At 44.2% G+C, this 16,906-nt stretch carries 9 protein-coding genes; 8 read left to right on the top strand and 1 reads right to left on the bottom strand.

Features of this window, described 5'->3' with window-relative positions; genetic code table 11:
* Positions 1 to 17 precede the first annotated feature (17 nt).
* Complete coding sequence (locus tag BY457_RS01860; protein ID WP_106151642.1) at positions 18 to 737, bottom strand: FadR/GntR family transcriptional regulator; 720 nt, start codon at positions 735 to 737, stop codon at positions 18 to 20.
* 116 nt (positions 738 to 853) lie between these two features.
* Between BY457_RS01860 and BY457_RS01865 the strand changes: the two genes are divergently transcribed.
* From BY457_RS01865 to BY457_RS01900, 8 genes are all read left to right on the top strand, one after another.
* Complete coding sequence (locus BY457_RS01865; RefSeq protein WP_219885122.1) at positions 854 to 4,093, top strand: SusC/RagA family TonB-linked outer membrane protein; 3,240 nt, start codon at positions 854 to 856, stop codon at positions 4,091 to 4,093.
* A gap of 18 nt (positions 4,094 to 4,111) precedes the next feature.
* The gene (locus BY457_RS01870; protein ID WP_219885123.1) at positions 4,112 to 5,614 is read left to right on the top strand and encodes a RagB/SusD family nutrient uptake outer membrane protein; all 1,503 of its coding nucleotides are present in this window, start codon (positions 4,112 to 4,114) and stop codon (positions 5,612 to 5,614) included.
* 128 nt (positions 5,615 to 5,742) lie between these two features.
* Positions 5,743 to 7,365, top strand: a complete 1,623-nt coding sequence (locus tag BY457_RS01875; RefSeq protein ID WP_106151643.1) for a sialidase family protein — start codon at positions 5,743 to 5,745, stop codon at positions 7,363 to 7,365.
* A gap of 48 nt (positions 7,366 to 7,413) precedes the next feature.
* Positions 7,414 to 9,447 carry a family 20 glycosylhydrolase gene (locus tag BY457_RS01880; RefSeq protein ID WP_106151644.1) on the top strand — a complete coding sequence of 678 codons (2,034 nt, stop codon included), beginning with the start codon at positions 7,414 to 7,416 and terminating at the stop codon, positions 9,445 to 9,447.
* A 9-nt stretch (positions 9,448 to 9,456) separates the two neighbouring features.
* Positions 9,457 to 11,586 carry a GDSL-type esterase/lipase family protein gene (locus BY457_RS01885; RefSeq protein ID WP_106151645.1) on the top strand — a complete coding sequence of 710 codons (2,130 nt, stop codon included), beginning with the start codon at positions 9,457 to 9,459 and terminating at the stop codon, positions 11,584 to 11,586.
* Positions 11,587 to 11,621: 35 nt separating this feature from the next.
* The gene (locus BY457_RS01890; RefSeq protein ID WP_106151646.1) at positions 11,622 to 12,554 is read left to right on the top strand and encodes a dihydrodipicolinate synthase family protein; all 933 of its coding nucleotides are present in this window, start codon (positions 11,622 to 11,624) and stop codon (positions 12,552 to 12,554) included.
* Between the two features lie 40 nt (positions 12,555 to 12,594).
* Positions 12,595 to 15,234, top strand: a complete 2,640-nt coding sequence (locus BY457_RS01895) for a sodium:solute symporter family transporter (protein WP_106151647.1) — start codon at positions 12,595 to 12,597, stop codon at positions 15,232 to 15,234.
* Positions 15,235 to 15,239: 5 nt separating this feature from the next.
* Positions 15,240 to 16,400 (top strand): AGE family epimerase/isomerase, encoded by a 1,161-nt coding sequence (locus BY457_RS01900; protein ID WP_106151648.1) that lies wholly within the window; start codon positions 15,240 to 15,242, stop codon positions 16,398 to 16,400.
* Positions 16,401 to 16,906: the final 506 nt, after the last annotated feature.

Raw genomic sequence — 16,906 nt, forward strand, 5'->3', positions numbered from 1 at the left:
CCAAGCTAAGTGATAAGTTAAGAAGAAACAGAGTCGGTTCCAAACAACCGCTGAAAATGATTCTCCAGATGCATACGCATTGCTTCTCTGAATTTCTCACCATTTCCATACTCCAATATCTCTACCAATTGTTTGTGTGACATATAATTCTTCTTCTCTATAGGACGTTCAATTAACTTTGAATCATAAACATAGCTAAAAACCGGCAAAAGAAGAGTCTGAAAATTCATCATGGTCTGATTTCCGGTAATCTGATACAGCTTGCTGTGAAATTTTATTTCATGATCAATTTCAAAAAGTACATTTTCACTTGAATCCGGTTCGTTCTCCACTATTTTATGAAGTTCCCGGATATCTTCCGGCTTCTTCCGCTTGAAGATAAGATCTCCCATTCCTATCTCTAGTACCAGACGCAGTTCAAATATATCCCGAAGCGTACTGCTGTCCATTACACCCGGAATTATAGCTTTTTTTAACACTTCAAGCAAGTCAGGGCTTTTTATAACAGCTCCGCGGTGCTTAACCGATTCTATCAACCCAATCGTCTTTAAACGATTAAGAGACTCCCTCACAACAGTCCGGCTAACACCAAGAACTTCAACTAACTCAATTTCTTTAGGTATTCTGTCTCCGGGCTTAAGTTTTTTACGAATTAAATAGTCTATTAAGGTCATCTCAACCTTATCAACCAGACTTCGGGTATCGACCCTACCCAGCTCGTTATCAAATCCTTTCATAATCCTTATATAATACTTAATAAAAAATTATTTTACAAATCTTTAAAAAAAATTTTGATTTCACACCATAAATTAAATACTTTTGCAATTATGTCATACATAAAAATCTAATTTCTATGAAAACAATGGTAAATGTAACAAGAACAACCATGACTTTACTCCTGCTTTTGCTAACGGCAGGGGTATTAAATGCCCAAACCCTCATTACAGGAACTGTGACGGACGGTGAAACGGGAGAGTCGCTTCCAGGCGCTACCGTCACGCTCAAGGGAACAACCACGGGGACAATCACTGACATGGAGGGGAATTATGAAATCTCGGCCTCAGAAGGAGACGTCATAGTTTTTTCTTTCATCGGATTTGTTCCGAAGGAAGTTCAGTCAACCGGACAGACCACTATCAATGTGGCATTAATGCCAGAAGTCAGAAAACTTGACGAGGTGGTGGTCGTAGGATACGGTACTCAGACCAGAAGTCAAATGACAACTTCTGTATCAAAACTGGACACCAAAGTGTTGGAAAGCGCTCCCCGATCCAATGCCGCAACAGCGCTTCAGGGAACCATCGCTGGTCTGAAAGTAACCCAAACAACAGGACAACCAGGATCTACTCCGAGCATGACATTAAGAGGAGGAACAAGCTTCGATGGAAGTGGAACACCACTGATTCTGATTGATGGAGTACCAGGATCGTTCTATGCTCTAAATTCCGATGACATTGAATCAATGGAGGTACTGAAAGATGCTGCATCAACAGCAATATATGGAGCAAGAGCCGCCAATGGAGTAATTTTGGTAACGACAAAAAAAGGAAAAGCCGGAAAAACGAATGTCACATTTCGCTCAAAATTCACCAATAATCAACGTCGTGAAGATCCAATGGACTATCTGAACGCAGCAGAATACGTCAAATATAACAGACTTGCAATTAAACAGGCGCAGGATGTAATGGGATATGCCTGGCTCAACCAGTTTTTGACAGGAGCCAACGCAGCAGGTACCGGAAACAATACTACCAATTCCATTTATACCACAATGGTGCTTTCAGACGACAACAGATATTTATTGGACTACGAAGGCTGGCAAACAATAGAAGACCCTGTAAATCCTGGAACAATGCTCATTTTTCAGGAAAATCAGATGAACGAACTGTTCTACCAGGACAGTCATGCTCAAGACTATAGCCTTTCTGTTGATGGAGGAAATGAAAATTCCACATACTATCTGGGTCTTGGCTATTTAGATGACAAAGGATTGGTCTTTGGAAGTTCGTTCCAGCGTTATTCAGGTACCTTTAACGGTTCGTATGACATCACGGACAATCTGAAAGTGTCATCAAATATTATTTATGCACACTCAAGCCAAAACCTGCCATACGACAGCGAATACAACCTGTTTCAACGAACTGCAGGATTGGCGCCGACATCAAGAATTTACAACAATAATCCGGACGGAAGCTTATCAGAAGAATATCAACCCGGAACTTACCTGGGATTTGGAAATCCATTATACTATCGTGATAAGTTTATTCGAGACAATCTGGAACAACGTCTGACCGCTTCGGCTCAATTGGATTACAGGTTTTTGAATGACTTTAAACTAAGTTTGCGCGGAAGCCATTTCACCATTAACAATTCAAATGAGTCGTTCAACAAGGCCTATCTTAACTCGGGAACATTGATTACCGACAGAAGAGCTTCTGCCTCTCATGCCAGAACCCTTCGCGACCAGGCCACTGCAATGCTTAGATACAACAAGCGAATTGCAAAAAACCACAACATCAGCGCGCTTCTCGGAACTGAGTATTTCAGAGAAAAGACATTCAGCTTCAATGCAGCAACCCGTCTTTCTCCGACCGACCTGATACCAACCATGAACGTTGGCTCAGAAGCTGCCGGAACGCCTTCCTCTTACAGAACAGGATATGAGATTTCATCCCTATTCGGGCAGCTGAACTACGACTTTGATTATAAGTACTTGTTCGGATTCACTTTCCGCAGGGATGGAACTTCACGCCTTGGAAACAACAAATACGATTTCTTCCCGGGCGTATCAGTAGGATGGAATATCCACCGAGAAGAATTCTTTAAAGAGTCAAAGGTGAGTAATTATATCAGCAATATCAAACCCCGGTTAAGCTACGGTGTGAATGGGAACATCGAAGTTCTTTCCAATTTCGGGGTGTTCGGAACCTATGCTTCCACCGGTACTTACAACACCCAATCGGGATACGTAAACAATAACCTGCCCCTGCTTGACTTAAAATGGGAACGTTCCACAACATTCAACATAGGTCTTGATCTTGGATTATTCAACGATCGTATTACATTGATAGGTGACTACTTCGTGAGAGATGTGAAGGATAAATTGGCAGGATTAACTCTCCCGCTCTGGACCGGATTCTCATCGATTACCACCAATAACGGGACTTTGCGCAATAAAGGGCTGGAGCTCCAGATAAATGGAGACATCGTTAAAAACAATGACTGGAACTGGAACATGGGACTTACCTACTATTCAGTACGCAACTATGCACATAAATTACCAGAAAACGGGGTGGAGAAAAACCGCCAGGGAGGTCAGGAAATTTATGACCCCGCAACCGGAGAATCTAAATATGTTGGAGGGCTACAGGAAGGCGAACGCGTGGGATATGACCTGATCACCTCCTATGTATTTGATGGGGTCTATCAGACTCAGCAGGAAATTGATGAGCATGCAGGCCGAATTGTGGAATTCGCAACAAAATCTGACACCCGCTTTCTTGGAGATACCCGATGGAAAGACTTAAACGGAGACAATGTCATCAATAATCTCGACAGAGTAGTCATCGGACGAACCACCCCCGATTTCGTTGGTGGGCTGACTTCCGATCTTTCATACAAGAATTTCAACCTGTTTGTCAAAACGGACTTTGCAGTAGGGCATCATATTATTAATGGTCGCCGTGTGAAAGGAATTGCACAAACACAAGGAAATCAAAACGGCCCTGCTGAAATTGCAGATTCATGGACACCGGAAAATCCCGATTCCAACATCCCAATTTTCACTCTTGTGGACCGTCAAAACAATCACCTGGCCGGTGGTTGGGACCAGGGTTCTATAACCAGCGGAAGTTCTCGTATGATCGAAAAAGGAGATTATCTGGCCCTCAGAGAAGTTACGCTGAGCTACACCCTTGACGGAGAGGTTGCCAACAACCTGTTCCAAAGCTTAAGAATTTATGTTACAGGATCTAACCTCAAATACTTTAATAATTTTTCAGGCAGCTCACCTGAAGAGATATACAGTGGTATCGACATGGGAAGATTCCCTGTTCCCCGCACTTACACGTTGGGTCTGAATGTAACTTTTTAACAAAAAAAACAATTAGCGATGAAAATACTTAATTATATATTAATATTAATGGCAGCAATGCTGGTTAGTTCTTGCGAACCGGACATGCAGCCTGAAAGTGACTTAACCTTCAATGGGTTTTGGGAAACTGAAGAAGCAGCCCGCGCTGCTCACACAGGAATTTATGCTTCATTTCGAAATTACAATTTTACCCTCTGGCGAATGGGAGGCGTAAGGGCAGATGTATGGGGTGGAAAAACTTTTGCAAATGCCCCCAATGACATTGACCTCATTGAGAACAACATTAGTTCTACCATTGTACCTTTTGGCAACTGGGCCAACTTTTACGGACTGGTGCATTACCTTAATGATTTTATTAAGAATGCACCAGATGTCCCGTTCCAGTACGAAGAGGACAAACAGCATATGCTGGGTCAGATTTACGGATTACGTGCCTACGTCTATTATACCATGCTCAAAGCATGGGGAGAAGTACCCATCTCCACAGAACCTCTTTTGGAAGTAAACCTTGAGGTGCTGAAGAAATCAAGAGCCTCAAAAGAGGAGGTTATGACTCAAATAAAAAACGACATCGCCAAATCTCTTGAATATTTCGGAAACGATAACAGTCTTTGGGATGCCCAAAATCTCTATTGGTCAAAACCGGCCACTCTCGCTCTCAAAGGAGATGTTTATTTGTGGTCAGGAAAAGTTTTAGGAGGGGGTGATTCCGACTTCACTGAAGCAATAAATGCATTGGAACAAATCAATGGATTTACCCTGGTTGATTATTCAAGCCTTTGGGGGCAGGAAAACGAATTCAACGATGAATTCATCTTCGCCTTTGACTATCAGCAAGACCAGGCAAGCAACTTTTATGGCACCTATTTCACAACAAGGGCTGTGGATATCGCGGAATTGTTTGATGAAGAAGGAAACTCAATGGAAGGATATGTAGTCAACGGTCTGAGCCGATATGGCCCGTCAGACAAAACACTCCTGATGCTGGAAGATCCTCTTGATCAAAGACGCGAGACTTTCATCCGGGTTTACAATGATGGAGAAGCCCACATTCCTTTCCAGGCAGATAACCCCAATTATGTAGGATCCATCCTGAAAAAATTCCTTGGAATTATTGGAGATGACGGAACGCGCTGGAGCTACAACAACGTACCTCTATATCGTTATGCCGACGTAGTTCTTCTTTTGGCCGAAGCCAAAAATAATCTGGGAGAAGACCCTACCAGTGAAATCAACCAGATCAGGCAGAGAGCTTATGGAGAAAACTATGATGCCAACATTCATGGTTTTGTAAGCGGAACACAAAGCGAAAACAAAACAGCCATCCTCGATGAGCGTTACAAAGAGTTCATCGGTGAGGGAAAAAGATGGTGGGATTTGGTTCGCGCCGGAGATGGCATTGTTTTCGATGAAGTGGCCACATTGGATGAATCGGAAGCATATAAGATTTATTACCCCATATCACAGGATATGCTTTCCAATGACTCTGAACTGGAACAAACAGATGGATACGAGCAATAGACATCTCAATAATTTAAAATAAACTAAATACAGGTAAGCCTTTTTTAGAGGCTTACCTGTATTGCTCATATTCGAAATTTATCTTTTTAGTTAAATTTTTCCCTGTCAATAGAAACAAAAACAATATCATGATCAAAAAAATTATCGCTGCCACTCTTTTGATCCCCATCCTAAGCGGGTGTCATTCAGAAGAAAATTATGACACGATCCCCTCCGGGATTTCTAACATAGTAACTGAAACCCGAACGGTTCCTCTGGTAAAAGAAAAAAATACGGAAGGACTCGTAAGTATCCTTTTAATGCCGGGCGAAGAGGGCAACAAAGAAATTACTGAGGTGGAATTTATTTTTGACAAAGAACTGTCCGATGTTTTTATGGAGGCGTCATTGTCAACAAAAAGTCCTGCATCAAACTCAACTCAAAAAATTTCCACAGAAACAAAATTCAGCACCGATGCAGTGCGGTTTTCCCTCACTGACCTTGCGGTTAATGACACAACTGCATTATTCTTAAACCTTACGGCATCAAAAACAATGAGCATCTCCTCTTCAGTTAAACTGGAAGAGATAAAATTAACTTTCGAAGACAAAGACATCTTCAAAAAACGCATTGAGCAAACTTTTCGTCCTGCCATTGAGGTTCGCGCGGCGGGGCAAGACAACTGTGATACTTACCGAATTCCCGGCATGGTCACAACGAAGGAGGGGACTCTCATCGCAGTTTACGACAACAGATATACGCGAAGCAAAGACCTCCAGGAACACATTGATGTGGGTATGAGCCGCAGTACCGATGGAGGTGAGACATGGGAGCCTATGCAGGTCATCATGGATTTGGGTGAATGGGGAGGAAAACCCGAATATCTAAATGGAGTGGGAGATCCTTCGGTTCTTTACGATCCAAACACTCATACCATCTGGGTGGCCGCATTGTGGATGCATGGTTTCGACCGTGATCAAATGACCTGGTGGGCTTCACAACCCGGCATGGAGCCATCTCAAACCGGACAATTCTTACTGGTAAAGAGCACCGATGATGGCAAAACATGGTCAGATCCCATCAACATCACCAAACAAATCAAAAATCCGGACTGGCAACTTCTATTGCAAGGACCCGGAAAAGGTATTTGCATGAGCGACGGCACCCTCGTTTTCCCTGCCCAGTTTAAAGCTGACATTGGAGAAAAAGCCATTGACGGGGGCCAGTTCACACCGCATTCAACCATCATCTACAGCAACGATGCAGGAGAAACCTGGACAATTGGAACGGGTGCAAAAACCAACACTACAGAAGCACAGGTAGTGGAACTGAGTGATGGTTCCCTGATGCTGAACATGCGGGACGACCGAAACAGAAAAGTAAAAGACGAAACCAACGGACGCGCAGTGGCTGTCACCAAGGATCTGGGGCAAACCTGGGAAGAGCATCCGACTTCAAATTCGGCACTCATTGAACCCAACTGTATGGCCAGCCTTATTTCCGGTAATGTGGCAGTGGAAGGAACCAATAAAAACGTACTCTTCTTCTCCAATCCTGCCAGCAAACACCAGCGCGTGGATATGACCATCAAAGCCAGTCTTGATCAGGGAAACTCATGGCCTGAAGAATACCACGTTCTGCTTAACGAAGCTCCCGGCTTTGGCTATTCCTGCATGACCATGGTGGACGACCAACATGTGGGTATTTTATATGAAGGGGTTAAAAACCTCTATTTTCAGAAGATTCCTGTTGCTGAAATATTAAAGCAATAGGTTCCCATTAAAGGATTGAACTCTATAATAATAAAACTTCGGTATCCAATGTTAAATGCAGCTCACATCAAATGGGGTTTCACCTTACTCCTTGCATTAGGATTTTTCATTTCCGCCACAGCTCAGAAAGAGAATGTGCCATATCTCCTACCTATGCCACAAAAGGTGAATTGGCATTCCGGATACTGTCCGGCATCCTTCGGTTCAATTTCCGGAGAGGATGAAGAAGGAGCTGTTAAACAGTGGCTCAATGCCATTGGACTGAAGCAAAACAATTCTTCTCCTGTCACCATCCTTGTCAACAAGGTTGGTGACATTGAGGAAGCCTCTGTGAACAAGGACGAGGCCTATCGCCTCAACATCAGAAACAACAAAATAAACATTGAAGCAATCACTGATTTGGGCGTTTACCGGGCCATACAAACGCTTCGGCAACTAATTGTTGCAGACTCTCAGACACCTGTTATCCGTGAGTGCTCAATCACCGACTGGCCTGCATTTCGCATAAGAGGTTTTATGCACGACACCGGCCGGGGTTTTATTCCTTTCGATGAACTCAAAAAACAGATTGAACTGCTGGCCCGCTTCAAGATTAATGTATTTCACTGGCATCTTACCGAAGATATCGGCTGGCGACTGGAGAGTAAAGTTTTCCCCGAGCTTACCGAAAGCGCCAATTTCGAGCGCCTCCCGGGGAAATTCTACACCATTGAGCAAGCCAAAGAACTGGTTCAGTTTGCAAAAAAACATCAGGTGCTACTCATTCCCGAAATTGACATGCCCGGACACAGTGCTGCCTTTACACGGGCCATTGGACACGATATGCAATCTGAAGAAGGGATGGAGAAACTCAAGATGCTGATGGATGAAATCTGCGAAGTATTTGCAGATGTACCATACCTTCACATCGGCACCGACGAGGTTCACTTTACCAATCTCTATTTTGTACCGGAAATGGTTAGCTACATCCGAAACAAAGGAATGAAAGCAATCAGCTGGAATCCGGGATGGGATTACCAGTCTGACGAGATTGACATGATTCATATGTGGAGCTCACGGGGAAAACTGCTACCCGGCACTCCCGCTATTGATTCACGACTGCACTACATCAACCATTTCGACTCGTTTGCTGACATCGTGGCTCTTTACAACAGCAATGTTGCAGGTGTGCGTGAAGGAACCCCTGACGTGGCTGGTTCCATAATCGCTTTGTGGAACGACCGACATGTGGAATCAACCGAAGACATCCTCTCTCAAAACGGATTTTATCCTTCAATGCTGACGCTGGCAGAATCAACCTGGCATGGCGGACGAGATAAGTATTTTTACGAACAGGGCACCTTAATAAAACCTGATGAGAAAAAAGATTATCCCTCTTTCAGCAACTTTGAAGCCCGGATGCTTCATTTCAAGGAAAAGGTGTTTGCATGCGAGCCTTTCGCTTACGTTAAGCAATCCAATGTGAAATGGCGGATCACAGACCAATTCCCCAACGAAGGCGATTTGTCAAAGAAATTCCCTCCCGAAAAGAAAATCAAAAAAGAATACCGGTGGAAAGATGACATTTTTGAAACCACCGAAGCTACAGGTGCCGGTATTTACCTGAGGCATGTATGGGGAACCCTGGTTCCTTCCTTTTATGAAAACCCCAAACCCAATCATACCGCCTATGCCTATACGTGGATTTACTCGCCCAAAAATCAGGAAGCAGGGCTGCATCTGCGTTTCCAGAACTACAGCCGGTCCGAAAAAGACATACCGCCTCCACAAGGAAAGTGGGATTACAAAGAAAGCCGGGCCTGGCTGAACGACAACGAGATAGGCCCGCCCCATTGGGAGAATCAACACAAAGAAAGAACATCTGAAATATCTCTTCGCAACGAAAATTGGGAAGGAAAGAATCCCATTCCGATTTCGTTGAAAAAAGGATGGAACAAACTGTTGTTGAAAATGCCTGTGGGGGAATTTACTTCCGAAGAGGTTCGACTGGTAAAATGGATGTTCAATGCGGTCATTGTAACCCTTGATGGGAAAAAAGCATTGGACGGAATCATTTATTCACCTGACAAAAAAAAGAAATAGGCCTGAAGCATGAAAACAAAGAAACAAAATACCTGTGTAACAAGCCCAGCCAGAGTAAGAAATCTATTGATCCTATTGCTCCTGGCGGCGGTGTCTCTCCCTGGTTTTAGCCAAAAAAACCGGGTAGCCTGCATTGGCAACAGTGTGACTTTTGGCTACAAAATTGACAACCGGGAAGAGAACTGTTACCCTTCGCAGTTACAGGAACTTCTGGGTGACGAGTATCTTGTGGGAAACTTCGGGAAAAGCGGAGCCACACTTCTGCGTAAAGGGCATCGCCCATATATGGAACAGGAAGAATTTAAACAAGCAGTGGCTTTTCAGCCGGATATCATCATTGTTTCCCTGGGACTCAACGATACCGATCCACGCAACTGGCCCAACTACCGTGATGACTTTATTGCCGATTACATGGCCCTGATCGACAGTTTCAAAAAAGCAGACGGTTCGAAACCGGAAATATGGATTGGACGAATGACCCCTATTTTTCATTCCCATCCCCGTTTCATGTCCGGAACACGTGATTGGTTTTGGCAAATTCAGGAAACCATCGGACAGATTGCAGAAAACTGTAATGCCAGGTTGATTGACTGGCACACTCCCCTCCACGTACGTCCGGACTTGTTCCCGGATGCTCTACATCCCGTAAAGGAAGGCGCCACTATAGTGGCACAAATTGCTTTTCAACACATCACCGGAAACTTTGGAGGAGTCAGAGTTGCTTCTGTTTTTGGAGATCATATGGTCATACAGCGGGACACATTAATCCCGGTGTGGGGAATTGCCAACAGAAATGAAAAAATAGAACTAAAGCTTAATAATCAAAAAATTACTACCCGGGCAGGGTATGATGGAAAATGGAAAGTGAACTTCAAGGCAATGCCGGCCGGTGGTCCCTATAAATTAAGAATAGATGCCGAATCCGGAAATATCACTTTCAAAGATATCATGATTGGCGAAGTATGGCTTTGCAGCGGCCAGTCCAATATGGCATTCAAGGTAAAACAATCGACAAAAGGACAAGAAGCCATTTCAGATGCCTCTTCCGCTCAAATACGACTTATGAATTTTCATACCATCGCAGAAACAAACAATACTGCATGGGATTCAACGACACTCAGCCAGGTAAACAATCTGAAATACCTCTCAGGAAAATGGGAGCCTGCAACTGAAGCATCGGTTGCAGATTTTTCGGCCATCGGCTGGTACTTTGGCCAAACCCTTCAGACAGAATTAAATGTGCCTGTCGGTCTCATCCAGGTAGCTGTAGGAGGCGCTCCCACGGAATCTTTCATCGACCGGAAAACGATGGAATTCCATCCCCGACTGGAAAATTATCTCTATTCCTGGAACACCAATGACCATGTAATGCAATGGTGTCGCGAACGGGCACAAAAAAACGTCAGTCAATCCAATCATAATCTGCAACGACATCCCTATCATCCGGCTTATCTGTTTGAAGCCGGAATCAGTAAAATCAGCGGCTATCCCATCAAAGGAGTTCTTTGGTATCAGGGTGAATCCAATGCACACAACATCGAACTGCATGAAATTCTGTTTCCCACTATGGTGAAATCGTGGCGAAAGGCCTGGGATAAACCAAGCCTGCCGTTCATCTTTGCCCAGCTCTCATCTCTCAACCGCCCCAGCTGGCCACATTTCAGGGACAGTCAACGACGACTTGCTGAAGAAATCCCTTATACCTGGATGGTAGTAACCAGTGACTACGGAAATGAGACCGATGTGCACCCGGTGAACAAATACCCTGTAGGAAAAAGAATGGCACTGACAGCCTTGAATCAGATATATGGTCTGAACCATATTCACACAGGGAACAATCCTATCCAATCGGTAAGGAGACTGCAAAACAATATTGAAATAAAGATCTCCCATTCCGACCAGCTTCAAACAAAAGATTCTGAACCAATCAGGGAATTAGAAGTCGCCGGCAAGGATGGCATTTTCAAACCGGTGGATGGAAGTCTGAAAGACAACAATATCATCATCTCCGACCCGAAACGAGAAATAAAACAGATCAGATACGGATGGAGGCCTTATTCCAATGGAAACATTGCCAATGAGCATGGCATTGCTGTTTCGACATTCCAGGTTGAAGTGCCTCAGGACAGCAATCATTAAGAAATTTGAAAATCAAAAAATATAAAACAAAAAATATGAAACTGGAAAAATTTAAAGGGCTGGTAGCAGCACCATTTACCCCAATGCACGAAAACGGTGAGCTCAACCTTGACAAAATAGACGATTATTACAATCTGCTATTAGAAAATAATATCTCCGGAGCTTTCATCAACGGAAGTACCGGCGAGGGAGTTTCCATGTCCATGGAAGAGAAAAAAGAGGTCACCCGCGTATGGTGTAAAAAAGCCGCTGAAAGCCCGGGTGTACGCATCATCAATCTGGTGGGTGGCACTTCGCTGACCGATTGCATTGAGTTGGCAAAGTATTCACAAGAAAACAAAACAGATGCAATTGCTGTGCTGGCCCCTTTCTACTTTAAGCCGCCAACCGTTGGACATCTGGCAGATTTTATTGCCGCCATTGCTGCTGCAGTTCCCGAAATGCCGGTATATTTTTATCATATACCTGTGCTTTCAGGAGTTAACTTCCCTATGACAAATCTTCTGAAAGAAATGGATGAAAAAGTTCCCAACTTTGCAGGAATTAAATATACCCACGAAGATTTCATGGATTTTCTCAGTTGCTTAAATTACAAAGACGGCTACTACGACATGCTGTGGGGCCGGGACGAGAATCTGCTCGCCGCACTGGCTCTCGGTGCCGAAGGAGGCGTTGGCAGTACTTACAACTATGCAGCTCCGCTGTATTATGACCTCATCAAAGCGTTCAATGAAGGAGACCTGAAGAGCGCACGAAAGTTGCAACAACAATCCATCGATATGATCGGACTGCTGGGCAAATATGGTGGCATCGGCACCGGCAAAGCATTCATGAAATACATCGGCCTGGACTGCGGCCATTTTCGTCAGCCCGTGTCGGTAATGAATGAAACCGATTTTAAAAATTTCAGTAAAGATATAGAGACGCTCGGAATGAATGAATTATTTTCCAGGCTCGGAAGTCAGTAATAATTTCTCTGACAGCAATATTTGAATAAAAAACAGGACAATGTTAAAAAAAGGATCGTTTTTAATTCTTTTGGGACTTTTGCTGGGACTTTTCCCGGCATTGTCACAAAATGTAAATATCACCAATCAGGAAGATTTTGCAACCCTGGATATTTCCGAAAATGACAAGCTCCGGGATGGGCTGTCAGGCTATTTCGGGGGGATTCACAACAATCACCTTATTATTGCAGGAGGCAGCAATTTTGCTTCCGGCAAGCCCTGGGAAGGTGGAGAAAAGCAGGTTTTTGATGATATCATAATCGGTTCCTTGTCTGATACAGGAGCAAAATGGCAATTAAGTTCAAAAAAACTACCCGCAAAGCTGACTGACGGAGCTTCGGCATCAACGGCTGAAGGATTGGTTTGCACAGGAGGAACAGGTCCTGAAGGAATTAACGACGATGCCTTTATCCTTTCCATTACCGGCGATGAGGTCAATCTCACGCCCCTCCCTCCTCTTCCTGTTCCGGTAAAAGGACACAGCATGACCGCCATCGGAACGACAGTTTATCTTGCCGGAGGGGAATCGCCGGAAGGCCCTTCTTCTAAAATGTGGTCCTTGAACATGATTTCTCCGGAAAGTGGTTGGCAACAAATGGCTGATATGCCCGAGGCCCGAACCGGAATGATTCTGGAAGCTCAAAGTAACGGAAAGGAAACGGCACTGTTTGCCATCGGTGGCCGTGTCAAAAAACCTGAGGACTCTGTCACCACTTTCAAAACAAAAGTATGGAGTTACTCCCCCACGCACAATAAATGGACAGTTAAAGGAGCCATCCGGACAGAGGATGCAAGCCAACCACTGACACTGGCCGTAGCTGCAGGTGCTCCATCAGGAGCATCACATATCATTGTTGTTGGAGGAGATCCGGGCACCCAGTACAACAAAATCGAAAAAGCCATCAACCAAATGGCAGAAAACCCGGAAGCAGCTGCTAAACGCGACAGTTTATGGATGAACCATCCCGGATTCAACAATCAGATTCTGGTCTATAATACCATCACCGACAAATGGTTCTCAACTGCTCAATGGGAAGGAAAAGCCCCCGTAATGGCCAAAATGATTCCCTGGAACAATAAATACCTTATTCCCATGGGAGAGGTAAGTCCGGGCACTCGCACCTCACAGATAAAAGCACTCACTGTATCCACCAGTCCTCAGTTCGGCTGGCTCAACTATCTGGTATTGGGGCTTTACTTTGCCGGAATGCTCTACCTGGGCTTTTACTTTGTGAAAAAAGATGGTGATGTGGATGATTACTTCAAGGCAGGGGGCAGAATTCCCTGGTGGGCAGCAGGCATCAGCATTTTTGCCACCACACTTAGTGCCATCACTTTCATATCTATCCCGGCCAAGACTTACGCTACCGATTGGCACATGCTGGTTTTTCAGCTCTGCATCATTCTGATTGCTCCGTTTGTCATTCGGTATTTTTTGCCCTTTTTCAGGCGGTTCAATCTTTCAACGGCTTATCAGTATCTGGAGCTGAGATTCAACAGCACCATCAAATGGCTGGCATCGGCCCTCTTTATCCTGTTCATGATCACCCGAATTGCGGTGGTACTTTACCTGCCGTCACTGGCACTAAACGCAGTTACCGGGTTCGACATTTATCTTTCCATTATCCTGATGGGGGTGGTTACCATTATTTATTGCACCTCCGGAGGAATTGAAGCAGTGGTTTGGGGAGATGTCATTCAGGGTATCATTTTGATGGGAGGCGGAATCGTGGCCTTCATTTTCATGCTCACGGGTATTGAAGGCGGGTTTTCAGGTTTCACGGAAATCGTCATCAGCCATGAAAAGTTACGCATCTTCGATTTCAGCATGGATCTTTCGAAACCTGTTTTCTGGGTTGTATTACTGGGCGGCATTGCAAATACGCTCATCCTCTATACCAGTGACCAGTCGGTAGTACAAAGATACATGACTACCAAAGACGAAAAGGAAACCGGAAGAAGTATCTGGCTCAACGGAATCATCAGCATTCCCGTTTCAATAACTTTTTTCCTGCTTGGAACCGGCCTTTTTGCCTTTTACTATTCCAATCCCGAACGCTTGGCAGCCACCAATCCCAACATCGATTCAGTTTTTCCTCAGTTTATCGTAGGTGAACTGCCTGCCGGGGTTGCAGGATTGCTGATTTCGGCCATCTTTGCTGCGGCCATGTCCACCTTATCGTCCAACATCAATTCGGTAGCATCGGTATTCACCTCTGATTTTTACATCTCCATTGTCAAAAAAGCCTCCCAGAAAAGAAGCATGATGGTGGCACGCATTTCCAGCATCGTCATAGGAATACTCGGAATTGGTATGGCACTGGTTCTGGCCACCTGGAGCATTGAATCCCTGTGGGACCAGTTCAACACTTTCCTGGGTCTTCTGACCAGTGGCATCGGAGCTCTTTTCCTGATGGGAATCTTCTCAAAACGTATTTCTCCACAAGCAGCATTAAGCGGACTTATCGGGGGTCTGATCATTACACTGATGATCAAACAAATGACCGATGTATCATTCCTGCTTTACGGGGCCATCGGACTTATCTCCAGTCTTGGAATTGCATTACTGGTAAGTCTGGTATTGCCCAACAAAAAGGATATTAACCGTCTGACCTATCGTTCTCTTATTGGAAAAAAATAACACCTATGGACTTTAAAAACTTAAGCACTCAATATAAAAATGAACTACTGGATAATGTAGTTCCCTTTTGGCTCAACAAATCCCAGGATCAGGAGTTCGGTGGTTATTTCACCTGTCTCGACAGAGAAGGCAATGTTTATGATACCGATAAATTCATTTGGCTTCAGGCACGCGAGGTCTGGCTGTTCTCAATGCTTTACAACAGAGTGGAGCAAAAACCGGAATGGCTGGAGTGTGCCAGGCAGGGAGGTGAGTTCCTGAAATTGTATGGTCACGACGGGAACTACAACTGGTATTTCAGTCTCACAAAAGAGGGAAAGCCACTGATTCAGCCCTACAATATTTTCTCATACACATTTGCTGCCATGGCATTTGCCCAACTGGGACTGGCAACTGGCAGCGACGAATATACACACATCGCCAAAGCCACCTACGACCGGATATTAGAACGCCAGATCAATCCCAAAGGACGGTACAATAAGGCCGTTCCGGGTACTCGCAACCTCAAAAACTTCGCGCTTCCCATGATTATGTGTAATCTCAACCTGGAAATGGAACACATTCTGGGGAAAGAGTTTGTGGAGCAGTCAGCCGAAAAACTCATTGACGAGGTAATGAATGTATTTTATCGTCCGGAACTGGGACTTATCGTGGAAAATGTAAACGCCGACGGCAGTTTTTCCGACACCTTTGACGGCAGACTTCTTAATCCGGGACACGCCATCGAAGCCATGTGGTTCATTATGGACCTGGCCGAACGGATGAATAAAAAAGATATCATCACCAAAGCATCGCAAATCACTCTCCAAACCCTTGAACATGGGTGGGATCAGGAACATGGCGGTATCTTTTATTTTATGGATGCTAAAAACCACCCGCCTCAACAACTGGAATGGGATCAGAAACTTTGGTGGGTACATCTGGAAACGCTGATTTCAACCCTTAAAAGTTACCGGCTCACCGGCTCGCAGGAAAGTCTCGAATGGTTCGAAAAAGTGCACGAATATACCTGGGCGCACTTCAAAGATACCCAACACCCGGAGTGGTTTGGCTACTTAAACCGTCGCGGCGAGGTATCGCTCAGCCTGAAAGGGGGCAAATGGAAAGGGTGCTTCCATGTACCACGAGGGCTGTATCAGGTTTGGAAAGAGTTGGAAATCTCCTGAAAGCACCTGTTATTGGATTATTGATAAAGAATGCTTCTCGTAACCGGGAAAACTCATTCTTAATAAAGATTGCTTCACTTCGCTCAATTATTGAAAGCCAAGTGAAGCAATCTTTTTTTTACCGAAAGCTAAAAATGGAAAATTCTATTTCGTTTTTTCTACTAACGATAATCCATAAACGAAATTCCATAGCATCAGATAAAAAAGCAAAATTCTTTAAAATCCTACTGCGAAATCTACATTATAAAAAAACCCAGAAATATAATAGCTCGTTTTTATTATAAAAAAATTAAACCATACGAAATATCCATACTCAACGAAACAATTTTAACCATAAAAAACAAAAAACGCCAAATCTTCTGGACGATTTCTGAAAAACCCCTAATGCCTCAACTCTGTTTTTTACAAAATTGTCCAAAAAAACACCAATATAGCTTCACAAAAACCCTATAAAAGAGATTATTGGACGATTTTAAAAACATTTTATAGAATTGTGAAAATTTACT

The organism is Marinilabilia salmonicolor (assembly GCF_003003035.1).
Lineage (GTDB): Bacteria > Bacteroidota > Bacteroidia > Bacteroidales > Marinilabiliaceae > Marinilabilia > Marinilabilia salmonicolor_A.

Excerpts from the sequence above, each read along its gene's own strand:
- BY457_RS01875 (WP_106151643.1), top strand. The coding sequence starts at position 5,743 with ATGATCAAAAAAATTATCGCTGCCACTCTTTTGATCCCCATCCTAAGC.
- BY457_RS01890 (WP_106151646.1), top strand. The coding sequence starts at position 11,622 with ATGAAACTGGAAAAATTTAAAGGGCTGGTAGCAGCACCATTTACCCCA.
- BY457_RS01900 (WP_106151648.1), top strand. The coding sequence starts at position 15,240 with ATGGACTTTAAAAACTTAAGCACTCAATATAAAAATGAACTACTGGAT.
- BY457_RS01870 (WP_219885123.1), top strand. The coding sequence starts at position 4,112 with ATGAAAATACTTAATTATATATTAATATTAATGGCAGCAATGCTGGTT.
- BY457_RS01895 (WP_106151647.1), top strand. The coding sequence starts at position 12,595 with ATGTTAAAAAAAGGATCGTTTTTAATTCTTTTGGGACTTTTGCTGGGA.
- BY457_RS01865 (WP_219885122.1), top strand. The coding sequence starts at position 854 with ATGAAAACAATGGTAAATGTAACAAGAACAACCATGACTTTACTCCTG.
- BY457_RS01860 (WP_106151642.1), bottom strand. The coding sequence starts at position 737 with ATGAAAGGATTTGATAACGAGCTGGGTAGGGTCGATACCCGAAGTCTG.
- BY457_RS01880 (WP_106151644.1), top strand. The coding sequence starts at position 7,414 with ATGTTAAATGCAGCTCACATCAAATGGGGTTTCACCTTACTCCTTGCA.
- BY457_RS01885 (WP_106151645.1), top strand. The coding sequence starts at position 9,457 with ATGAAAACAAAGAAACAAAATACCTGTGTAACAAGCCCAGCCAGAGTA.